Origin of the sequence: Microbulbifer thermotolerans (assembly GCF_001617625.1) — a bacterium.
Lineage (GTDB): Bacteria > Pseudomonadota > Gammaproteobacteria > Pseudomonadales > Cellvibrionaceae > Microbulbifer > Microbulbifer thermotolerans.
The window spans coordinates 2,809,668-2,831,141 of record NZ_CP014864.1 but is presented as its reverse complement, the minus strand read 5'-3'; the positions used below and the strand labels follow the sequence as shown (position 1 = coordinate 2,831,141).

Here is a 21,474-nt window from a genome sequence, read left to right as displayed (position 1 = left end):
CAGCATTGGCAAGTTTGGGGTCACTCGAGTTCCACTGTTAGGGTCAAAGTATCGGTATAGCTGTTGCCTATGGCGCTCTCGAGTTGTTCTTGAGGTACACGAATGGTGATGCGCATATTCTCGTCACTGTAGTTTGCACAGCTTAAATCCCCATGCCCACGCCAACGCGTATTGGACGGCGTGCCTTCCCGTAGATTTTCTGAGAACCCGTCGTCCACGCTGGCTATTTCAATTTCATATTCAAGATCGTTTATTCCGCGCAGGATAAAAGAGCCGTTGCCATTTTGGCTATCGGCGGTCACGCGGAATAGAGATGAGTCATATGTCCAGGTCCACCACAGGAAGGTTTCAAGTGGTGTTCCGTAGACGCAGAACTCCTGGCTTGCCTCTACCGTTCCAAGGCTGCTAGTAGTGGCATCCAGCAGCATATCCTCCAGGCCGGATATTCGTATTTCTGCCTCTTGCCATATTTCTATAGAGAAGTGAATTTCGGCAAGGGTTGTTACAGGGTAATTGCCGTTGCATGGGGGTGGACCACTGTTGTCATTTGAACCGCACTGATCGATAGATAAGGCAAATTCACCGGAATAATACTGCCCGGAGTATGATGCCCCCGGTGCGAGCGAAATCTCGATTGCAGCCGGAGCCAGTTGTCCATTTGCAGAGCTTGGAAATAGATGTGAGCTGCTGCTGAATTGCCCGGGGAGTAGCTCTTCACTCACGCCCAAACTGGTGTATCTAAGGCTAATGGGGAGCCGCTGAGTGCCGAACCAGCTTGATCTTTCCAGTACGAACTGGTTATTTTGGCTGGGTCCAGAGACTCGTACAGAGTAGGGGGCAGCGTGGTCACAGGTTGCGCTGCCAGCGTTTGGTGAGCAGCTTCTAACCCCAAAAGTAATTACCCCTTGTTCAATTGTACTGGGTTTATATTCGATGCGGTTTGATGTGTCGTCCAAATGACAGACGCCGATTAATCGCTCGTCATATCCTGGAGCGGTAGCGCTGTCTGGTGGTCCGGCACCGGTATCACAAGGGCGTGCGTTTGTGGAATTTGCGGAAGCCTGTATCGCTGTACTCAGAATTAAGAATCCTAAGCCAGCGGCCAACATCTTTTTAATACTGTATGTAATGCTTGTGCTCATCGGGGCAAATCCCGTTAGCAAGTTCAATGTCTCCCAAGTTGACCCAATGCTGCCCTGCACTTTGCTCCGGTAGAGGAACCTTACAATCTCCCCAGATTACCGGAGGTACCTGCAGTTTGCGTGGGTTTCCGTACATCTCCAGTTGGAATACCCCGAATTCATCAGTAATCGCAGCGTATTCGCCGATGGTGATTTTTTTATGGGGCACGGGCTTTCCATTATGCATCAAGCGTCCCAACACCAGTATCAGCTGCTTAATTTGATAGCTGGCGCTGGCGACATTGCCCGGGTAAAGGGTGATCTTATCTTGCAGCTCGCGGTAATCGTAAAAGCCTTCGGCCAATGGCCGCAGGGAGATTTCATAGGTCTGGAAGGCCGGAAGGCTGATGGCGGAGCGCTCTCCACCTTTTGCATAGCCCCGCCGTGCACCATTTACCAAAATTTCAAAATCCTGATCTGGACTGCCTTCAATATCTACCAACAGGGCGCTGTCCGCGGTTTTTTCCCCTCCCCAGGCAAAGTGATTGCCATCTGTCATCAGGGTGGTGTTGAAGTTGCCCAGATAGTTGAAGGCGCGTTGGCCGGTTGTGTCTTGCACTCGGTAGTCCAGGGTGGAGCTGATCGCTCCCCGACGTCCGGCCAAGCGGGTGTTGCTGGCCAGGTAGTGGTTGCTCTCCGACACTTCTCCTGAAAATTGTTGTGACAGGTCAAGCGGCAGGCGGTCGCCATCCTGCCAGCTGGAGTTGAAGCCGAGGCGTGTGCCGCCGTATTCCGAGGGATTGCTGTCACCGCGCAGAGTGGCGCTGTGGCTCCAGTTGTCGCCTCGGTAGTAAAAGCGGAAGCTGGCGGCGGTAAGCCGTTCACCGTCCGCATCACTGTGGGAAAGTGTCATCTCCCCCAGCCAGCGGCGGCTACGGAATAAGTCGCGGCGGAATTCAAGTGTCGTCAGACGGGTAGCGGCGGAAATCTCCGGCGCGGTGGGGAGGTCCAACGATGAGACATAGATGCCGCTATCCTGTTTTGAGTAGCGGAGCGAAACCTGTCCGCCGAACAGTGCAGTATTTAGGCTTGCGTCGCGGCTGGAATAGCCTGTTCCAAGTAGTGCGTAATTGTCCGAGTCTCCGTTGGTGGCGTTTTTCGGTGTCAGTTGGGTGTCGCTGGCACTGAGGGTGAAGTATGGCGTCTTAAGCAGCGCGTGTATTCGATGCCCATTGGTGCCGTCACGGGATTTGAGCACAGAAGGGGATAGTTCCAGGTATTCGCTAATCCAGCGGGCGCCCAGTTCAAGCACTAGCTCTTTTTGACTTGTCGCGGTGGTGACAAATAGGCCGGTATCTTCAAAGAGTCGGCGAGAGACGCCCGCTTGTAGGAAGTAGTCGTCCCCTTGCTCCGGCAGCAGATCGGCCTCCACCAGCTGCGCAGGCTGACCTGCCTGCAATGTCCAGCGCCACTCCCCGGGAGCCGGCAGTAATGAGTCTTTGACGAAGAAGCGCCGTTGTTCCGCCAGGGATCTGCCGTTTTCGTCAAAGGTGCGGATTTCCAGTTCATAGGCGCCGCCGGGCAGAGTAGAGGTGTCCAGAAGCTGGTTGCCGGCTTCGAGCATCTGACTGAACAGCAGGCGCCCATCCCGGTGAATTTCAACCCGGCCCCGTACCGGCATATTGATCTCAAGCGATGTGCCCTGCTGGTAACGATTGTCTGTGCGGCTGTTGTTAGAGCTGCGGTACTCCAGTCCGTAAAGGTAGGGGGAGGCCAGAAAATTACTGAAACTGCCTTGGGGTTGTATCAGTCCGACAGACCAGGCGTGGCCGCGATAGTCGCGTGTCCAATTCAGCTGATAGATTTTCCCATTACTCTCGTCGTTGGCCGACCACTGGCTGTGTAAACCGCTCTCGCCGAAGCTGAGCATAGAGATGCCGTACAGAGAAGCACTGTTGCTGTCCGGGCCATTATTCGACTCGACGCCGGACCAGCTTCCGCTAAGGCTCTGCATAAAGGAAACGTCACTGCTGGATTCCGGCAGGTAAGGGTCGTTAATCGCTGCTTGTTGTAACAAAAGGTCCGCGGCAAAAAACAGATCAATGCGGAAGCGGCTTTCATCGTAGATCAGTGCGAAGTCTTCCGGCAGCAGGTAGCCGCAGTTCCGCTGCTGTCTGCTGCGGCAGAGCCTGTGGCTGTTGCGGGGCTGGGGCTTGCGCAGCAGCGCGAGTACCGCCTCCGCGTCTACCGCGGGCGGCAACAGTTCGAGCACTGCCTCGGGATTTTCGAAGCGTACACTCGTGGGGTCGACGGTTACCTGCGCGGCGCCGAGCGGACGGCTGCCGTAGTAGATATCCGCAACTATTTGTTGTGGCTCTGTGAGTTCGGCAAAACCGTCCGGCGCCCCGGTATGGAGTGTGAATGCCGCACTGGCGGCGAGTCCACTGGTAACCGGAGCGCACAGTATCAGCGCGAGCGTGGCCCTCGCTACTATGCGATTCATGAAGGAAAAGCCGGGCCGGGGGCCCGGTTACCGATCGATCAGATCGCTTTCACCATCACAGTCAATGTGTCGGTGAACGCAGTACCTTCGACATCCTGCCAGTCAGCGGCATTAATGCCCACGAACAGAGTGGCGTTCTCAGCACTGCTCAGGCAGCTGGCTGCGGTGGCACCTGCCGCGCGTGCAAAGTTTGTGCTGAGAGAGCCGTCGGTGCTGGTTTCATCCGCGGTACCGGCTGAGGCGGTGTTGGCAAAGCCGACGGAGTAGGGGATGGTTTCAGAAGTGGAGGAGTCCAGTAGCAAAAAAGGATTGCTGGAGTTGGGAGTGTTCACGTCAGCATTGCCATTCAAGCTGCCGAAGGAAACATTGAAGCTGGAAAAGCCGAAGCCGCCAATGCAGATATTGTCTGTCTGCGTTACGTCAGCAGCGGAGGCATTAATGGTCATATCCTCAAGGCCGGTGACGATAATGTGCGGTGTCAGATTGAGAGTGATTGTCAAATCCCCCTGTGACGAGCTGGCACTGGCTGCAGAGGGGTTGGTGGCTGCGGCTGCACTCAAGGAAGCGGCAGCCAGGGATGTGGCGATCAGACTGCGAAAAGCTGTCATTCTCATTGTAAATATTCCGTGGACCGTAGAAAGTGTTGTTTATTTGTAATTAGTAGGTGTGCAGGGACAGCAACCCCTTTAAAACTTGCTTGGGGCTCCATGCAGGGTCGCAAATTATATCTTTTTTCATGATGTGCGTCACAATTTTTTTGTGACTTCTGATGATATTTGGGGAAGATATACCAAAAAGTCAGGTTGTGGCCTCTTGCTGTGCCCGGCGCTCCGCCAGCGCTATAATCCCGCGCCTCAAAGCCTTCATCATTTATTAATCTTCAATCAGGTTTGTCATGACCGTAAGAACCCGAATCGCACCGTCCCCCACCGGTGATCCCCATGTGGGCACAGCCTATATCGCCCTCTTTAACCTGTGCTTTGCCCGAGCCCAGGGCGGACAATTTGTGCTGCGTATTGAGGACACCGACCGGACCCGCAGTACCCCCGAATCCGAAAAGGCCATCCTCGACAGCCTGCGCTGGCTGGGGCTGGATTGGGACGAAGGCCCGGACGTGGGCGGTCCCCACGGCCCCTACCGCCAGAGCGAGCGCGGCGACATCTATAAGAAGTACTGTGACGAATTGGTGGAGAAGGGCTATGCCTTCCATTGCTACCGCACCGCGGAAGAACTGGAGCAGCTGCGGGAACAGTTGCGCGAGGCGGGTCGCACTGCGCTGAAACCCAGTGACCTGGCACTGCCGGAAGACGAAGTGGAGCGCCGCCGCAACGCGGGTCAGCCCTACGTGGTGCGTATGAAGGTGCCGGAGAGCGGAACCTGCGTGGTGGACGACCTGTTGCGCGGCCCCATCGAGATCGACTGGGCCCAAGTGGACGCACAAATACTGCTCAAGTCCGACGGCATGCCCACCTACCACCTGGCCAATGTGGTGGACGACCACCTGATGCAGATCACCCATGTTCTGCGCGGCGAGGAATGGATTAACTCAGCGCCCAAGCACAAGCTGCTGTACGAGTACTTCGGCTGGGAAATACCAGTGCTCTGTCACCTGCCGCTGCTGCGCAACCCGGACAAAACCAAGCTGTCCAAGCGCAAGAACCCTACCTCCATCCTTTATTACCAGCGCGCCGGCTTTATGCCCGAAGCGCTGCTGAACTACCTGGGCCGCATGGGCTGGTCCATGCCTGACGAGCGAGAGAAGTTCTCCCTGGAGGAAATGCTGGAGCACTTCGATATCAAGCGGGTATCCCTCGGTGGCCCCGTGTTTGACGTAGAGAAGCTGTCCTGGCTGAACGGCCTGTGGATTCGCGAGCTGGACAATGAGTCGCTGGCGGACCGCCTGGTTGATTGGCTGTTTAATCGGGAGAATTTGCTCAAAGTCTTACCCCACGCCCGCGAGCGCATGGAAACCTTCGGCGATTTTGCTCCCCTGGTGGGCTTTCTGGCCGCTGGCAAGCTGCCGCTCACGGAGGCGAGCTTCGGCGCCAACAAGCTGGACCTGGATACGCAGAAAAAGGTACTGCAGTTTACTCTGTGGCGCCTGGAAACCCTGCGCAGCTGGGAACGCGACAATATCTTCCAGGCAGTCAAAGCCGTGTCTACCGCTATGGAGATCAAGCTGAAGGACTTCAACGCTCCGCTGTTTGTCGCCATCAGCGGCACTACCGCGTCATTCTCGGTAATGGACGCCATGGTCTTGCTGGGTTCGGATCTCAGCCGCGCCCGCCTGCGCCAGGCCATCGAAGTACTCGGTGGCGCCGGAAAGAAGGTGCTGAAGCGTTGGGAGAAGGAGTACGCGGCTCTGGGTCAGTGAGCCCCGCAGAAACCTGGGCAAGCCGCTCTGTTGTCCGGCTTGCCCGGGCGGTGGACCAAGTTGGACGCCCCAGTCGCTAACTAATTGATTAAAAAGTTATTTTTCTTGTTGACAGACGCCGGGGCGCTGTTAAAATGCGCCCCGCTTCCGACAGAAAGCACTCCAATTTGGGGCTATAGCTCAGCTGGGAGAGCGCGACACTGGCAGTGTCGAGGTCAGCGGTTCGATCCCGCTTAGCTCCACCAATTTCCGAGAGGGCCGTGTTCACGTGAACACGGCCCTTTTTTGTACCGATAGATGAATCATTCTGGGCCCGCGTTCATGGGTTCATGTAATAGCGTGTAATCGTAAATAGGTGAATGTGTCGCCCGCCTTGGATAGAGCCCACTCACTTTGCGCATATACCAGAATGGGCTATCTGTCAAGAATTTACCGGCACGTAATGTAAAATGTAACGCAGTTGGTATAAGTGTCATTTTAATTTGCGGGTCTATGGTTGAGCTTGGATGTTTGCCGAAAGACTTGGCAATCCCAGCCACGCTAAATTTAGCAAGTGCTCAAATGTACATGGAAGTGAAAAGCGGGATTGGCATGGACGTTTCGATTCAACGCACAGCCTAGCAGATGCAGCGGGACGTGATTCATGCACTGCTGGTGTGTGAACTGAAAACCCGCTTCGGCAAGTGGCAGCTGAGCTACGGCTGGATGCTACTGGAGCCGGGATGTATATCCTACAGCTAGAGCTTGTTCACACTAATTATTGTGTAATCGCGTAGTGGAACTCACAGCGCAATAATTCAAAACTATCGAACATTTGCTGCTGGTCCCTCGTGGTAATGTGAAAATATCTAACCTGCGGGTCATAAGTGTCATTCTCTACGTGGCTGAGTATGGCTGTAAGTGGCTAAACAGTTCGGTCGCTGGCATAGTATCTACGTGCGAGAGAATTGATGGCTGAGCAGGATGCACTAAGGCAATAAATAGAGCGTAAACTCAATACGCTTCATCGCAAGATAAAAACTAAGAGCGGGTCTTAAAGTAATAAAAATATTTTCGCTAAGACTTTCGATAATCCCTTTAATGTTTAAATATCCAAATCGTAAAAAGCAAAAAACAATTACTATACCGAAGCAAAAAAATTTGATAGTTTAAAAATCTTGGTTTCAAGTAATAAGTGCAACTTTTTATGCAGCGAGCAAATCGTCTCGCTGCCCCATAAATAACTCATTCGGCGACCGGCCGCCTCTACTTGCTCTTGGTCTACCGTTTAAGCGCTCCATAACAAATTGAACCTCCTCATCTGTCACCCTGGTAAAATCTGTATCTTTCGGAAAGTACTGCCGAATGAGGCCGTTGGTATTTTCGTTGATCCCCCTCTCCCAGGATGCATAGGGGTGAGCAAAATAGATGTCCGCATCTAATCCTTTCGCTATCACACCGTGCTCAGCAAACTCTAGTCCATTGTCAAACGTGATCGTTTTGATCTTATCTTTCAGGTGTATCATGTGATCAACTGCGGCACTGGCTAACAGATCAGCTCTTTTCCCTGTTAAGCGAACAATAACTGTGTAAAGTGTCTTTCTCTCAACCATGGTCAGCAGCGCCCCCTTGCGCCCTTTGCCGATAATGGTATCGCCTTCCCAGTCGCCTACTCTGCCACAGCGCTCTACAATAGAGGGCCGCTCTTCTATGCTTACACGGTTCTTAATCCTTCCACGCCGGTTCCTGCTGCCATAACGCTTACGATAGGGCTTTGAGGCGATTCGCAAGTGAGTGTATAAATCTCCGCCACTGATTTTGTCGGCATAGATCAGCTGATAGATCGTCTCGTGATGCAGAGACACCCCGGTGTGTCTTTCCAGGTAACTCACCACTTGCTGTGGACTCAATTCCTGGCGAATTAACACTTCTATCTGATCCCGCACCTCATCGGTTATCTTTCGAACCTTGCACGCTTCATGCCGCCTGGTTTCGGAAAACCTTTGTGCCTGCCCCGGACGGTATCCTCTCTGCCCAGCGTTACGGCGTAGCTCACGGCTGATTGTGGAAGGATGTCGCCCCAGGTTTTTGGCAATCTCAACTTGAGAGTGCCCGGCTGTTTTCAGGCTGTAGATCTGGTATCGTTCATTCTCGGTCAGCTGGTTGTAGTTCATCAGTGCTTTTCTCTTGGCGGGGAAAGGCGCAACTCTACCAGCTGGCCGTCCTTTTACCAATTGCACTTATTATCCGAAACCGCGAATGATCGATACGCGCCAATCTTAATAAATTTATCAAAAGTATTTTGTACTGCCGTACCGATCATACATCGTTAAGCTTCACTTGCAATCTCAAATCTGTACAAATATGAGGAATGACATGAAGGGAAATATATTGTCACGTACATTTTTGGCGGCCATTTTATTTTTCATCTTTTCCAAAAGTGCTATTTCGGCAGAAATTTATTTTTCAGAAAATAGCGAAACCGATAAATATGTCGTAGTACTAAAGGATAAAAAAAATGGCAATCGTGAGCTAATATCAAAATATGCTGGTCTGAAGCATTCAGAGAAGGCTGCCTTGATGGCATATGAAAATAGGCTCAACATAAGAAGGGTCTACAATGAAGTTATTAACGGATTTGTTGTTGAAGGAGATTTAGATTCAGTTAAGGAATTGAGCAAAAATCCAGAAGTTGAATATATAGAGCAAGTTGGAAAGGTCTCAATCTCTGCTACGCAATATGAAGCGGTATGGAATCTTGATAGAATAGATCAGAGAAATAAAAATTATGATGGAAAATATACCTATGATAGAACCGGTAGTGGCGTAAATGCATACATCATCGATACTGGAATCCGCATCAGTCATAGTGAATTTGAGGGAAGAGCTAAAGCCGGATGGGACTTTGTTCTCAATCAAGTGGGTGACGGCACCGACTGTCATGGCCATGGTACTCATGTAGCGGGTATTGTCGGTGGGAAAACTTACGGCGTGGCCAAAGCTGTAACTCTAACCGCCCTTCGCGTCTTGGCTTGCGATGGGTATGGAAGTAATGACGATGTTATTGCAGCGCTCGAATGGGTTATACAGAATGGCAAAAAGCCGGGCGTGATCAACATGAGCCTAGGAAGTGGCGCCTCATTAGCTGTAGATACTGCTGTTAAAAATGCAATTAATGCAGGCTTTGCTGTAGTCGCGGCCGCAGGAAATGAAGCCCAAGACGCTTGTAACCGGAGTCCTGCAAGAGCGAAGGAAGTCATCACGGTTGGAGCAACGGATCGAAATGACCGCGTTGCCTGGTTCTCAAATTATGGGCAATGTCTCGATGTGTGGGCACCTGGTGTAGATATCATCTCCGCCGATTCCTCCAGTGATAAGGCCTCTATACTCCGAGATGGAACTTCCATGGCCGCTCCACATGTTACCGGTATTGCCGCCTTATATCTTCAAGGCTCACCCAATGCGTCGGCCAATTCTGTTATTAATAATATCATGGGTAAGGTAACTTACGGAAAGCTAGTAAATATTCCTCCTGAGCGTGAGTGCCCAAACCTGCTCGCCTACTCTAAAGGCACATCAAATACCTATACTGCCATTCACAGATACTATAACGGCGAAGTTAAAAATCACTTCTATACAAAAAACTGGTCTGAGTTACAATCTGCTCCGACTCCGACATGGAGATATGAAGGCGTTATCGGCTACGCGTATAGAAAAAATACTGAAAATACCAAGCCTTTCTACCGTTACTATCATTCAGGTGTGAAAGATCATTTTTACACTACAAATTATGGTGAATTAGGCTCAGGACATTCCGGTTGGGTCTACGAAGGTATTGCCGCATACCTACCAACAAGTGGTAACACAAAAGATATTTACCGATATTACAACAGTATGGTAAAAGACCATTTTTACACTACAAGTTGGGGTGAACTTGAAGGTGGAAATTCGAATTGGAAGTATGAGGGTATAGCTGGAAAGATTTTTGCCGGCCCCCAAGACTAAATGGAACTATAGAGATTTTTATAGGAAAAACCCAAAATAGCGCCCATCCTTCATAGATGGTCGTTCGAGCCAGTCTTAAATAAGACTGGCTTTTTACTAGGGGATGTTCACGCCTATTGCGTGTGATCGCGTAATGAGACTACGGTGTAACTAAGCTAGTTTTCAATGCTGCTGTCGGTATCTTTTTAAATTGATCGCGCCAGACATGTAACACCGTGTCAAGACCACGGGAGAAGGCATGTTGGCGCAGGGGGAGCTCAAGGCATGTGAAGGCCGAGGTTGTATTGGCTTAATAAAGGTAGCTTCAGTCCATTCAGGACAATTCCAGGCTTGACAGGAGGTCAACTTTCCCAAAATATATGCACGAATGCGCATATGTGCATGTATTGAGGTTAAACAGGAGATGACTTAATGCAAACGGAGCTCTGGGCGCAGGCCCTGCAGGAATTTATTCATATTGGCGGCTGGTTGTTGCTGATCATTGCGGTGGTGTCGGTACTGACCGGTGTGGTGCGGCACTATATTCCACAGGAAAAGCTGCAAACCAAATTGCAGCAGCACGAGAGCCGGGGGCCGATCATTGGTGGTTTTATGGGCATACTGACGCCTTTCTGCAGTGCCGCCATGATTCCGGTCATGATCGGTATGGTGCAGATGGGTGTGGCGACCGGAACCGTATTCAGCTTTCTGATTTCCGCCCCTCTGACCAACTTTGTCGTGGTTGGGTTGATTATGGCGACCTTCGGCTTCAAAGTTGCGGCAATCTACTTTGTGCTGACGCTGGGCGGCGCCATTGCTGCGGGCTACATCATTGGAGGAACCAGCCTTCGCCACGCGGTCAAACGTGACCTGATTAAATCCGAAACTCCCTCTGCCTGCGCAGGGGCTGCCGCAAACCCGGCCCAGAACCACGAAGTGCAATACATCATGGAGGAGGAAGATCGGGAGCTGGGTGTGGAGACTTCAGGCTGTTCCGCTGCAGCAACAGCCACCGCAACCTGTAGCGGTCCCGCCCTGGCAGCGGTCTCAGTATCTCATCAGGAGCGCCTGCAACGGGCTCTTCAGTTTGCCTGGGCCTTATTCAAAAAGATCACCCCTTATGTGTTAATCGGTGCCGCTATCAGCGCCGTATCCGCCATCTTTCTGCCCGCTGATATCGTGGAAAAATATGTGGGCAATGACAATTGGTTCGCGATCCCCGTGGCTGCGGTAATCAGCGTCCCGCTCTATCTGCGTATCGAAATGGCCTTGCCATTGTTGGATGTGCTGATCTCCAAGGGGATGGGTATGGGCGCTGCTATGTCACTGCTCATCGGCGGTACTGGGGCGAGCTTGCCGGAGATTGCGATTGTATCTACGGTGCTGAAGCCCAGGGCGGTTGTGGCTTTTGTTTCCATAGTGCTTTGTATGGCCATCGCTGGGGGCGTAATATTTAGCTTCGTATTCTGAAGCATGACAGCCGTGATCGGCCCGGAGCAGGTCGCGGCTGCCTCCCCGACTATCGGAACAATAGGAAAGCGATGCTGACAACCTATGTTGATACCCTCAAGGCCCTGGCGGACCCCAACCGACTGCGATTGTTCTGGCTGCTGACGCAGATTGACCAGCGTGTCTGCGTGGCCGAGGCTATGGACGTTCTGGGCGATTCTCATTACAACGTGTCGCGCAATCTGAAGACGCTACTGAAAGCAAATCTCCTAACGGCGAGCCGGGAGGGAAAGTGGGTGTTTTACACGCTCAACAATGACGGCTCCGCGTTCAACCAACAGATACTGGCCGCAGTGCGAGAGATCCCGGCGGAGCGTTTCCAAAAGGAAATCAAACGCTGTCAGCTCCGCCTTGCCATGCGGAAAAACGGCCAATGTGTGGTTGGGCCTAACAGTGAGGAGTGGGAAGCCGCGCTGGCTGCGAGCGATTAGTGCCCCAAGACACGAATTTCACCTTTTGTCTTTAATTCTTTGATGCAAAGGGTTCATGAGCCGCAGGATAACGGCGGGGAATCTTCTTTCCGACACCTTAGGATGTTGACGTCCCGCAATACTGCGAAATGGTAATTTAATGCTTGCGGTAGTGCTTCCTGTGGCCTTTCGTATCTGCCTCTCGACCTTCTGTCTTTCGTCACTATAGTGGTGAGGGCGAGCAGGGCGATTTGGCCTTAGCGGGGGGCTGCTTTTGATTCGCCGGTTTGTTTTATCGGTATCCTGAAATGTCGAGCATCCGCTTGTTCGTTATTCTGCCGATGGTATCCTCGAGTTAAGATGCTGGGCATGACCAGTATCATTATTGAATTGATATTCTCAGAACTTGACCACTGACTAATGAACCCCAAGATTAATCATTCATGGAATCTCACAGAGCTGCAAGCACGCCACTTACAACAAGAACTGGCTGCTAAAGTAACAAGAGAAGATCAGTTCGAGGAGATACAACGTGTCGCAGGTGTCGATGTGGCTTATGACAAGCACAGCGATCAACTAGTGGCAGCAGTGGTTGTTCTGGATGCGAATACGTTAGAGATTGTCGAAACGGTAACTGCCGATGACCATGCCCAGTTTCCCTACATTCCTGGTTTGTTTTCCTTTCGTGAACTACCTCCTCTTATCAAAGCGTTTGCCAAACTCAATCATTCACCGGATTTAATTGTATGCGACGGACAGGGCTATGCGCACCCGCGCCGGTTTGGTTTGGCCTGCCATTTAGGCGTGGTATTTGATATCCCGACAATCGGCTGTGGTAAGACAAAATTGCTTGGTGAGTATCAGGCGCCGGATACAAAAAGAGGCGCAACAGCACCTCTTATCGACAACGGTGAAGTGATTGGTAATGCACTGAGAACACAAACCGGCATTAATCCGATTTATGTCTCTATCGGCCATCGCATTTCATTGGAAACTGCGTGTAAATGGATTTTGAATCTCTCGCCTAAATACCGCTTGCCGGAGACAACGCGGCTGACCTGCTCCCCACTTTCTAGTCCACTTCAATCCTAGTAATGTTCATCACCAATGAGGACGATGAACATGAAGAAACGTTTTACTGAAGAACAGATTATCCCAATCTTGAAGGAAGCTGAGGCCGGTATCCCGGTGAAAGAGCTTTGCCGCAAGTACAGTATTTCGGATGCCACTTTTTACACCTGGCGTAAGAAGTATGGAGGTCTGGAGGTATCTGAGGCCCGGCGGCTCAAGGCCTTGGAACAGGAGAATGCCCGCCTTAAGAAGCTGCTGGCGGAGTCTCTATTGGATCAGGAAGCATTGAAGGCTGCCCTTAAGGGAAAGTACTAACCGTCGGCAACAAGCGCGAGGCCGTACAAATCATGCGGTCGGAAACGACTATCTCAGAACGTAGGGCCTGTTCGCTCGTCGGGTTATCTCGCGCGTCCATGCGATACCAGTCCAAAAAGGCTACAGAGTCTGAACTGGCTGAACGTATCAAGGAAATAGCACTCGAGCGACGGCGATTCGGCTACCGGCGAGTGCACCAGATGCTGCGTCGGGAAGGGCTGAAAGTGAACCATAAGAAGGTCTATCGGTTATATCACGAGGCGGGACTAGCCGTCCGCAAACGTAGGCGTCGCAAGGGCGTTATGGTTGAGCGACAGCCTCTATCGCTACCGGAAACCCCGAACCATACGTGGTCGATGGACTTCGTGATGGATGCTCTGGCCAATGGCCGTCGTATCAAGTGTCTGACCATTGTCGATGATTTCACCAAGGAGTGTCTCGATATTCAGGTAGCCAGCGGGATATCTGGAGAGCAGGTGGTGAGGAGTTTGGATGCCATAGCGGCCTTCCGTGGTTATCCCAAAGCCATCAGGACAGATCAAGGGCCGGAGTTTACCGGCAAAGCGCTTGATCAGTGGGCCTATCGCAACGGGGTTGAGCTAAAGTTGATCCAGCCAGGGAGGCCGACACAAAACGGATATATCGAGAGTTTCAACGGCAAATTTCGGGATGAATGTCTCAATGAGCACTGGTTTCGGGACTTGGCTCATGCTCGGGGGCTGATCAGCCAGTGGCGGCAAGACTACAACGAGCAGCGGCCACACTCATCGCTGGGCTATCAGACACCGGCGGAATTTGCAGCAGCGTTCAGGTCGCACAAAAAAGAATCTATCAACACGAACATTACTAACACGAGGTTGGATTAAAAATTGGGGGCAGGTCACTGCTCTTCTACTTCATCCGGAGCTAACCAAACAGAGTTACACTCATCACACATTATGACTACTTTCTTTCCGTCACTACACCTGAGGAAACCAAGTATTCCATCACCACATATAGGGCAATTTTTTTTAAGGTAATACATACGTTCTCCTATGGTATAACCGGGAAGGGACTAACAACATTGTTACCATTATCTATAACAAGTCTCAGGTGCGTAGCCCGTGGCGGACCATGTGCATTGCGCCACTGCCCACCTACATAACTAACCCTTTGATTTATGGGGAAAAATAAACGTCACTTGCCAGAGCTCTTCCTCTGTCTGGATTGACCTTGTGTATGACACTTGAGTCTCCACTGAGAGATTTCGTCCAAGCCTCATCGGTTAATTGCAGAGCTCCTGTCGACCATCAAATTACACCATCCTCGGCCTAAACATGGAAGGAAAGAAAGAGCTATTGGGATCAAATTGTCTGACCAGGAATGTGCACCCCACTGGCTAAGCGGCCTATATCAATGCTGACTGCGAGCATATTTATGTTTAGACTTCTATCTATCAAATTTGTCGATGTGCATGAAACTAGAATCCCATGAAATTATTCATGAAGCTTTTAGTAAAATTATTAACAAAATTAAATCATTTTAATGGGGCCTGGGTTCAGGTCATGTTTGGCCAAGGGCTGATGTTGGGAACTTATCACCCAATTATAGATGTTATGAGTGAGCACGAACTTACAAGGATTTATCACCAGTATTCTCCGTCTGGTATGCGATACAGTGGCGAATTTTTATCGCCATATGGAATTTATTGAGCACTACCGCAGCTCAAAATCGGAGACAATGTGACGAGGTAGACGATTTCGGTTTCTTGTTTTGCACCATGTTTGAAGGTCCCCCAAAGTGGGACGACATCGGCCGCCCGACTGCCTAGCTTCAAACTCGAGGTGAACTGATACGAGCGTGACGCGCTCGCGCTCAAATATTAACAATTGTGCTGAAGCGAGACTCGACCATGCGTCTATTCACGAAAATACGTGACACTATTCCCGTTTCCGAAATTTCTTTGCTAACTTGTGCTGCCGTTGCTGTGGCTCTCGTGCTGCCCCAGAGCGTTCTGGCGCAGCAAACCAACTTGGCAACGGGGGCAAGTGTTTCTGCCAGTACTGAAGCTCTCCCCGCGAGTAACGCCATTGATGGAGATACCGGGACACGCTGGGCGTCCTTCGGGCAGACAGACCCTTCCTGGATTGCACTGGACCTAGGCCAGCCCTATGACCTCGACCGGGTCGAAATATTCTGGGAGGCTGCCAACCCGGAAACTTATGAAATCTGGGGTTCCAATAACGGCGTGGACTGGGACACATTAAGCGTACAGACAGGTGGTGAGTTTGGACATCGAACCGACATTGTCGATGTCGATGGTGTGTACCAACATGTACGTATTCAGGGGATTAGCCGCAGTGTCGGAAATTATTGGGGTTACTCCATCTGGGAGCTCGGTGTATTTGGCAGCTCGACGAATTGCGATTCAGGCTGTGTGGTAGAGCTGAATGAGAGCACCTTTCAAGCGCGGGTGACTGGTGGTGATATTGTAGATATACACTATTCAATAAACGGCGGCGGGCAGAGAAATGTGCGCATGACCGAAGAAGACGGTCTTTGGACCTACAATATTACCGGGTTGAGCACCGGGGATGTGGTAAATATTTCCTTTACAAAAATTACCGGTGGCGTGGGTGAAAATATCCCAGCCAAACAGTATATATTTTCCGGTCAAGGTGACTCATCTTCATCCTCTTCTTCGTCCTCATCTTCATCTTCTTCGTCTGGCGGCAGCTCCGGTAGCTCTGGTAGCAGCAGCTCCAGCAGCTCTTCGGGAAGCTCGTCTTCCGGCAGCTCTTCTTCCAGTGGCTCCTCCTCTGGTGGCTCCTCCCCTGGTGTAGATCTAGGAACTATCGTTCCGCTCTACGACAGTAACACTGTATTGGAGCCGGCCATTACTTTTGAAACACCGACGGCGCTGGTTACCCGTTTTTCGGATCGCGCGCGGGATCGCCATGCTAGGGAGGATATGTTTCAGGCTTACGATCATTATCTGAGTTTTTACTGGGAGCATCGTACTATATCCGTCGAAATTATTGATGAGGTCGCCAAGGGCGGTGATTCGGTACGTATGAACGTGCGCACCCAGTTCAAACTGAGTGATACCGAAGCAGAAAACCGTTGGTTTTATCGCGGTGTTGGAACGGTTGCTGAGTACTGCGACAACGGTGTGATGGTGGTGGTCGATCAGTACAACTATTACAAAGAGCGGACGTATAACTGCCGTGAGGGCCGCAATATTCAGGTAGGAGACAAACTGGAATTTGAAATCAGTCAGTTCCTGGACCCCAGCGTACCCAACGGACGCGCCAATTATTACGGGACTACCTTTTTATACATTGTGGGTGAAGGATTAGTGCCTTGGGATGTGGGTGGCACAACTCCATTGGGCGGAATCAAAGACTCAGTCAAGATCCCTGAAAGTGCCTGGCTCGGTGGTGACACCACGATACACGCAATGACATCAGGGGAGACAGATAACCACTATATGCAGATGGCCACCAATATCGGCTATGACAATGCGCAGCCGTTTATGCGAGGGCGTCGTATTGTGCACAGTTCCGCCGTAGATGGTGTGCACGATGAAAACCCGGTGGCTAACCCGCCCTTTACGCCGATGATGGGTCTCGCCGGTCCGCACTATATCAACGATAGTTGCGCCAGCTGTCACGAACGCAACGGTCGAGCGGTACCGGCCGCCGTGGGCGAGCCACTGGATAAATGGACATTCAAGGTGGCCGCTGCCGATGGCAGTCCCGATCCGTATCTCGGCTCCACTTTACAGCCAGAAGCCATTAATGGTGCAGCCAGTGAGGGGCAGGTATCAATTGCCAGCTGGAGTGAAGAGAATGGGCTCCGCTCACCGAATTTTGCGTTCACCGGAGTGGTACCGGAGCGATTTTCTGCGCGCATTGCACCGGCGATCGTAGGTATGGGATTGCTGGAGGCTATTGATGAAAGCACAGTAGTTGCGCTGGCGGATCCTGATGATAGTAATGGTGATGGCATTTCCGGGCGCGTAAATCGCGTAATTGACCCGGAAACTGGAGAGACAAGATTGGGTCGCTTCGGCTGGAAGGCCGGTGTGGCCAGTATCCGCCACCAGATAGCTCGTGCACTTAACACCGACATGGGGGTAATGACGTCAGTATACCCTCAGCCTGATTGCGGCAGCAGCCAGACTGACTGCGGTGCGACAGGCGCGGAACTTGATGATAGCCACTTGCAGGATCTGACCAAATACATTGCGCTACTGGGCGTGCGCCCGCAACGGAATTATGATGATCCGTCGGTATTGAATGGCCAACAACTGTTTACTGATATCGGTTGCGCCAGTTGCCATACCCCGACACATCAAACCGGTGAATACCACCCGTTTGCAGAATTGCGCAACCAGACCATCCACCCCTATACAGATCTTTTGTTACACGATATGGGACCGGGTCTTGCGGATAATCTGGGTGAAGGAGAGGCCAGCGGTGCCGAATGGCGGACAGCTCCACTTTGGGGGCTGGGGCTGTCGGCCTGTGTTACCGGTGGGGTGATAAACCCTGAGGGTGGACAGGGCAATGAAGTGTGCTCGCCACAACACGGGTATCTGCATGACGGTCGTGCGCGTACTATCGAAGAAGCGATTCTCTGGCACGGCGGTGAGGGTCAGGCAGCCAACGATGCTTATCAGAGCTTGAATAGCTCACAAAAGCAGGACCTCCTGAACTTTCTGACATCGCTCTAACTTTTTTCGTCGTCCACGAAAATTCAATTCAAAGCGCGGAATTTATTCCGCGCTTTTTTGTTGCTGGGTTTCTGTTTTGCTGTGTCCAGGTTGGGGCTCTGCGAAATGTGAGCAACGGATTTTAATTTTTGCGTTAAAAAGGTGGCGCTTCTTACGGAGTGCAAGTGATAAGAATAAACACATTATGATGAGTCAGCGATGTCTAGATCTCTATTTCTCTGCACCGGGCTTGTAGTGGTCATGGCTGCAACGCAGCCTTGAACGGAACGCTGCGGAACTGTTTAAGCCGGAAGACGAAATTGCCGGGTGTCCAGTTTTTAGCACAATTTTGTTCGTTCGGATGGTTTCGCGCAGCAGTATATTGCCGTCCAAAAAATGTCGATGCGTTTATTACCATCGATTTTGTGTTGAATAGCCAGTCTGATGAGAACGCACGAGGGGCAAGCCTTATTCTATGCGTATCTGTGTGATTGTTTTTCTGGTGCAAATTTTTTAGACGCATTTTAAACATTTAATTAAATAAAAAGTGTATTAGGCTGCAAATTGTATTGAAATAACTTACAGTTCGATTTCCTCGCTTTTACCATGCTCTGGTCTTGTTTTTATAAAATTCATCCAAGAGATAAGAGCGATTCTAAGCTGTTCTAATGTAATTTCTTCAAAATAATCCTCTTCAAATAAAGAATAGATTTTTGCACCATTAATAGTTATCAATGCTCCCCAAGCCTCCCTGTCCCAACTAGCAGATTTAGCCTTACCATTAACGACTGAGTCTATTTTTTCAATACCCTTCTGAATCCAAGGAATAGATTGGATATAAGGGATTCCTCCGTCGTCCATTAGAAGGCAAGATAAAATACTTATATCATCTTTATTAAGATTGTCCGATGTACAATATGGAAAAACAAACTCTTCCGATATTTTCCATGAAAACATAATCTTCATGTTTTAATCCTAAAAATCAGTTTATGGACGCCCATAAAACAAAAAAGCTTTAGATGCCAGCCATATTGCAACATTTTTTTATTTACAGAAATACTGTTTATCCATACAGAAAATTGAATGGCCAAAATAGGAGGCCTGCACAAATCCCTGATTTCTCGCGAAGCTAATCCTTACTACCATTGCGTATCCCGCTGCGTGCGCCACGCTTTCCTGTGTGACCGAGGTGAGCGACTGCCGCCGATTCTCGAACGGCTGCAGATCGACCCCAGGCACTGGCTCTACCTGAACCGTAACGTCGAAAGCCGTTTCAAGCCTCTGATTGGTGCTACTTACTCAGTGCGCAACGTCTGCAAGCGATTTGGAAAGCTCTGGGTTCACGGTATCCGTGATTGCACACGCTATTTCTCTTCTCCACTTATTACTTGAAACCAAGACTATTTCTAAATAAGGATATTCAGTGTAGTTGTTATATTCCCTTATTGGGGGCGGTGACGGCGTGGCTGTAAGCGTAGCGGGTGGTGGGGACTTTTCGATTACAGTTTTATGGGGGTCCCGAAATGTACACCTTTACCGTCCTGGTCCCAGTCGAATTGGTAGCTGTAGGTGGGCTGGCTGTCGATGGGGGCGCCCCATTGGCGCAGGCAGCGGGCGCTGGGGCTTTTCGATTACATTTTATGGGTGTCCCGAAATGCGTTCAGTTGCCGAAGGCGTCGTAGTGGTGGGCGATTTTGGCCTGGCCTTGCCGGTCGGCGATGAGGCTAAGGAGGATATTCTATTTTATGGGTGTCCAGAAATACTGCAGCTGGCGATCCACTTCCCCGAGCGCTTGGAGAAATACATCAGTCTGTGAGGCTATTGGTAGTGTTCAGAATTCTGTGTCATTTCTTTACCATTAACAAAAAAGAGATGACCTATGACCAAACCTACCTTCGATATGGATGCCGCCATCAAGGCACTGCGTGAGGGCAAAGACCTCAGTGGCAAAGACGGTATCCTGACCCCACTGATCAAACAGCTTACCGAAGCGGCCATGCGGGCGGAGCTGGAGGAGCACCTCGCAAGCGAGGACAAGCCCAACCGCAAGAATGGCCATACATCTAAGACCATGAAGAGCTCCGCTGGCAGCTTTGAACTGGATACGCCGCGGGACCGTGCCGGCACCTTCGAACCGCAGATCGTCAAAAAGCATCAGACGCAGCTTACCGACGAACTGGAGCGCAAAGTGATTGCCCTGTTTGCCCTCGGTAACAGCTACCAGGACATCCGCACACACATTGCCGACATCTACGGTATGGAACTCTCCAACGGCACCATTAATGCCGTTACAGACAAGCTGCTGCCCGAGCTTCAGGCCTGGCGTGAGCGCGACCTGGAGCCTATCTACCCTATCATCTGGCTCGACGCTATCCACTATAAAATCAAGGAAAACGGCCGCTATATCAGCAAGGCCATTTACACCATCCTCGGCCTGAACATCGAAGGCAAGAAAGAGCTGCTGGGACTCTACTTGTCCGACCAGGAAGGCGCACACCACTGGCTGAGCGTTCTGACCGACCTATACAACCGCGGGGTCAAAGATATCCTGATCGCCTGTGTGGATGGCCTCCAGGGCTTCCCCGAAGCCATCGAGAGCATCTACCCCCAAACGGAGATCCAGCACTGCGTGATCCACCAGATCCGCAATTCGATGAAGTACGTGGCTTCGAAGAACCAGAAGGCCTTTATGGCAGATCTCAAATGTGTCTACAAGGCGGCAACACTCAATGCTGCCGAGAGCGCACTGGACGAGCTGGAAGCCAAGTGGGGCGACAAATACCCGATGGTGATCAAGTCCTGGCGCAGCAAGTGGCTCACACTATCGGCCTACTTCAAATATCCGGAATACGTACGCAAGCCAATTTACACCACAAACGCCGTTGAAGCCGTGCACAGGCAGTTTCGAAAACTGACCAAAACCAAGGGTGGCTTCGCCAATGAGAACAGCTTACTCAAGCTGCTGTACGCCGGTATACTGAAGGCCTCCGAGCGCTGGACGCACCCAATCCAGAACTGGAACCTGACGCTGTCACAGCTGGCGATCCACTTCCCGGAACGCTTGGAGAAATACATCAGTCTGTGACTATTTGGCTGACACAGAATTTTGAACACCCTCAGGCTATTTGGCTGACACAGAATTTTGAACACCCTCTCCCTCCCAGCCAAAATGTGTAGAGCCACTAGTTACATAGGTTTAGCATTGATGCTCTTACCTATTGCTTGAAGAACAGGAATATCATTCCATGCGGACTTAAATACAAAAACGTTAGTCTTTAAATTTTCCTCTTCAGGCATTAGCTTGAGAATCTTATTCTTGTATTCATTTTGCTCTTCAATTATAAAACTGCCGAGAGTTTCTCCTTCTGCTCCTATCGACTCAAATGCAATAAGCTCATCAATAGAAAGGATCCATTTGTCTTCCCTCCAGTCTTTAAATATGATTTCTAAATATCCAGCAGCGGAAGATATTTTTTCTATTTCTCCATCATTAATAACTAGATCTTTCATTG

General features: G+C 50.8%; 16 protein-coding genes and 1 tRNA gene. 11 read left to right on the top strand and 6 right to left on the bottom strand.

What is annotated here, in order from left to right:
* Positions 1-20 precede the first annotated feature (20 nt).
* Genes A3224_RS16935 through A3224_RS11725 form a run of 3 tightly spaced genes read right to left on the bottom strand, consistent with a single transcriptional unit; the run spans position 21 to position 4,238 of the window.
* On the bottom strand, positions 21-1,142 hold the full coding sequence (locus A3224_RS16935; RefSeq protein ID WP_156481476.1) for a hypothetical protein: 1,122 nt from the start codon (positions 1,140-1,142) through the stop codon (positions 21-23).
* Positions 1,114-3,624, bottom strand: coding sequence for a TcfC E-set like domain-containing protein (locus tag A3224_RS11730; RefSeq protein ID WP_231902373.1), 2,511 nt, complete (start codon positions 3,622-3,624; stop codon positions 1,114-1,116). The genes A3224_RS16935 and A3224_RS11730 overlap by 29 nt, the downstream gene beginning before the upstream one ends.
* Positions 3,625-3,662: 38 nt before the next feature.
* Positions 3,663-4,238 (bottom strand): hypothetical protein, encoded by a 576-nt coding sequence (locus A3224_RS11725; protein ID WP_139223220.1) that lies wholly within the window; start codon positions 4,236-4,238, stop codon positions 3,663-3,665.
* Between the two features lie 281 nt (positions 4,239-4,519).
* Here A3224_RS11725 and gltX point away from each other — a divergent pair, with 281 nt between their 5' ends.
* Both gltX and A3224_RS11715 read left to right on the top strand, forming a co-directional pair.
* Complete coding sequence (gene gltX, locus A3224_RS11720) at positions 4,520-5,998, top strand: glutamate--tRNA ligase (protein ID WP_067154788.1); 1,479 nt, start codon at positions 4,520-4,522, stop codon at positions 5,996-5,998.
* Positions 5,999-6,167: 169 nt separating this feature from the next.
* A tRNA-Ala gene (locus A3224_RS11715) sits at positions 6,168-6,243 on the top strand.
* A gap of 939 nt (positions 6,244-7,182) precedes the next feature.
* Here the strand turns inward: A3224_RS11715 and A3224_RS11710 are convergent.
* Positions 7,183-8,151 carry an IS30 family transposase gene (locus tag A3224_RS11710; RefSeq protein ID WP_067154785.1) on the bottom strand — a complete coding sequence of 323 codons (969 nt, stop codon included), beginning with the start codon at positions 8,149-8,151 and terminating at the stop codon, positions 7,183-7,185.
* A 202-nt stretch (positions 8,152-8,353) separates the two neighbouring features.
* Here A3224_RS11710 and A3224_RS11705 point away from each other — a divergent pair, with 202 nt between their 5' ends.
* The 6 genes from A3224_RS11705 to A3224_RS11675 all read left to right on the top strand — a co-directional run bounded on the left by A3224_RS11705 (position 8,354) and on the right by A3224_RS11675 (position 17,983).
* Positions 8,354-9,982, top strand: a complete 1,629-nt coding sequence (locus tag A3224_RS11705; RefSeq protein WP_067154782.1) for a S8 family serine peptidase — start codon at positions 8,354-8,356, stop codon at positions 9,980-9,982.
* 411 nt (positions 9,983-10,393) lie between these two features.
* Positions 10,394-11,431, top strand: a complete 1,038-nt coding sequence (locus tag A3224_RS11700; RefSeq protein WP_067154779.1) for a permease — start codon at positions 10,394-10,396, stop codon at positions 11,429-11,431.
* A gap of 71 nt (positions 11,432-11,502) precedes the next feature.
* Positions 11,503-11,901, top strand: coding sequence for an ArsR/SmtB family transcription factor (locus A3224_RS11695; protein ID WP_067154776.1), 399 nt, complete (start codon positions 11,503-11,505; stop codon positions 11,899-11,901).
* Positions 11,902-12,300: 399 nt separating this feature from the next.
* Positions 12,301-12,972, top strand: a complete 672-nt coding sequence (gene nfi, locus A3224_RS11690) for a deoxyribonuclease V (RefSeq protein ID WP_067154773.1) — start codon at positions 12,301-12,303, stop codon at positions 12,970-12,972.
* A gap of 30 nt (positions 12,973-13,002) precedes the next feature.
* Positions 13,003-14,132, top strand: a protein-coding gene (locus A3224_RS11680) for an IS3 family transposase (protein ID WP_407939252.1) whose coding sequence is annotated in 2 segments (ribosomal slippage) — positions 13,003-13,261 and positions 13,261-14,132 — 1,131 coding nt in all. Because the reading frame shifts where the segments join, the coding sequence is not laid out codon by codon here.
* 1,100 nt (positions 14,133-15,232) lie between these two features.
* Entirely contained in the window at positions 15,233-17,983 is a 2,751-nt protein-coding gene (locus A3224_RS11675) for a di-heme oxidoredictase family protein (RefSeq protein WP_231902372.1), read from the top strand.
* 558 nt (positions 17,984-18,541) lie between these two features.
* On the opposite strand, the gene A3224_RS11670 is transcribed toward A3224_RS11675, so the two are convergent.
* Complete coding sequence (locus A3224_RS11670; protein ID WP_067154770.1) at positions 18,542-18,928, bottom strand: hypothetical protein; 387 nt, start codon at positions 18,926-18,928, stop codon at positions 18,542-18,544.
* Positions 18,929-19,045: 117 nt separating this feature from the next.
* On the opposite strand from A3224_RS11670, the gene A3224_RS11665 reads away from it, so the two are divergent.
* The 3 genes from A3224_RS11665 (at position 19,046) to A3224_RS11660 (ending at position 21,047) form a co-directional block, all read left to right on the top strand.
* Complete coding sequence (locus A3224_RS11665; RefSeq protein WP_067154767.1) at positions 19,046-19,354, top strand: hypothetical protein; 309 nt, start codon at positions 19,046-19,048, stop codon at positions 19,352-19,354.
* Between the two features lie 262 nt (positions 19,355-19,616).
* Positions 19,617-19,778 carry a hypothetical protein gene (locus A3224_RS16930; protein ID WP_156481475.1) on the top strand — a complete coding sequence of 54 codons (162 nt, stop codon included), beginning with the start codon at positions 19,617-19,619 and terminating at the stop codon, positions 19,776-19,778.
* Between the two features lie 63 nt (positions 19,779-19,841).
* A complete protein-coding gene (locus tag A3224_RS11660; RefSeq protein WP_067154764.1) occupies positions 19,842-21,047 on the top strand; it encodes an IS256 family transposase in 1,206 nt (401 codons plus the stop codon).
* A 101-nt stretch (positions 21,048-21,148) separates the two neighbouring features.
* On the opposite strand, the gene A3224_RS11655 is transcribed toward A3224_RS11660, so the two are convergent.
* A complete protein-coding gene (locus A3224_RS11655; RefSeq protein WP_067154761.1) occupies positions 21,149-21,472 on the bottom strand; it encodes a hypothetical protein in 324 nt (107 codons plus the stop codon).
* Between the last annotated feature and the right edge of the window lie 2 nt (positions 21,473-21,474).

Excerpts from the sequence above, each read along its gene's own strand:
- A3224_RS11710 (WP_067154785.1), bottom strand. The coding sequence starts at position 8,151 with ATGAACTACAACCAGCTGACCGAGAATGAACGATACCAGATCTACAGC.
- A3224_RS11655 (WP_067154761.1), bottom strand. The coding sequence starts at position 21,472 with ATGAAAGATCTAGTTATTAATGATGGAGAAATAGAAAAAATATCTTCC.
- A3224_RS11665 (WP_067154767.1), top strand. The coding sequence starts at position 19,046 with ATGGCCAAAATAGGAGGCCTGCACAAATCCCTGATTTCTCGCGAAGCT.
- A3224_RS11730 (WP_231902373.1), bottom strand. The coding sequence starts at position 3,624 with ATGAATCGCATAGTAGCGAGGGCCACGCTCGCGCTGATACTGTGCGCT.
- gltX (WP_067154788.1), top strand. The coding sequence starts at position 4,520 with ATGACCGTAAGAACCCGAATCGCACCGTCCCCCACCGGTGATCCCCAT.
- A3224_RS16930 (WP_156481475.1), top strand. The coding sequence starts at position 19,617 with ATGCGTTCAGTTGCCGAAGGCGTCGTAGTGGTGGGCGATTTTGGCCTG.
- A3224_RS11705 (WP_067154782.1), top strand. The coding sequence starts at position 8,354 with ATGAAGGGAAATATATTGTCACGTACATTTTTGGCGGCCATTTTATTT.
- A3224_RS11725 (WP_139223220.1), bottom strand. The coding sequence starts at position 4,238 with ATGAGAATGACAGCTTTTCGCAGTCTGATCGCCACATCCCTGGCTGCC.
- A3224_RS11695 (WP_067154776.1), top strand. The coding sequence starts at position 11,503 with ATGCTGACAACCTATGTTGATACCCTCAAGGCCCTGGCGGACCCCAAC.
- A3224_RS11660 (WP_067154764.1), top strand. The coding sequence starts at position 19,842 with ATGACCAAACCTACCTTCGATATGGATGCCGCCATCAAGGCACTGCGT.
- A3224_RS11670 (WP_067154770.1), bottom strand. The coding sequence starts at position 18,928 with ATGAAGATTATGTTTTCATGGAAAATATCGGAAGAGTTTGTTTTTCCA.
- nfi (WP_067154773.1), top strand. The coding sequence starts at position 12,301 with ATGAACCCCAAGATTAATCATTCATGGAATCTCACAGAGCTGCAAGCA.
- A3224_RS11700 (WP_067154779.1), top strand. The coding sequence starts at position 10,394 with ATGCAAACGGAGCTCTGGGCGCAGGCCCTGCAGGAATTTATTCATATT.
- A3224_RS16935 (WP_156481476.1), bottom strand. The coding sequence starts at position 1,142 with ATGAGCACAAGCATTACATACAGTATTAAAAAGATGTTGGCCGCTGGC.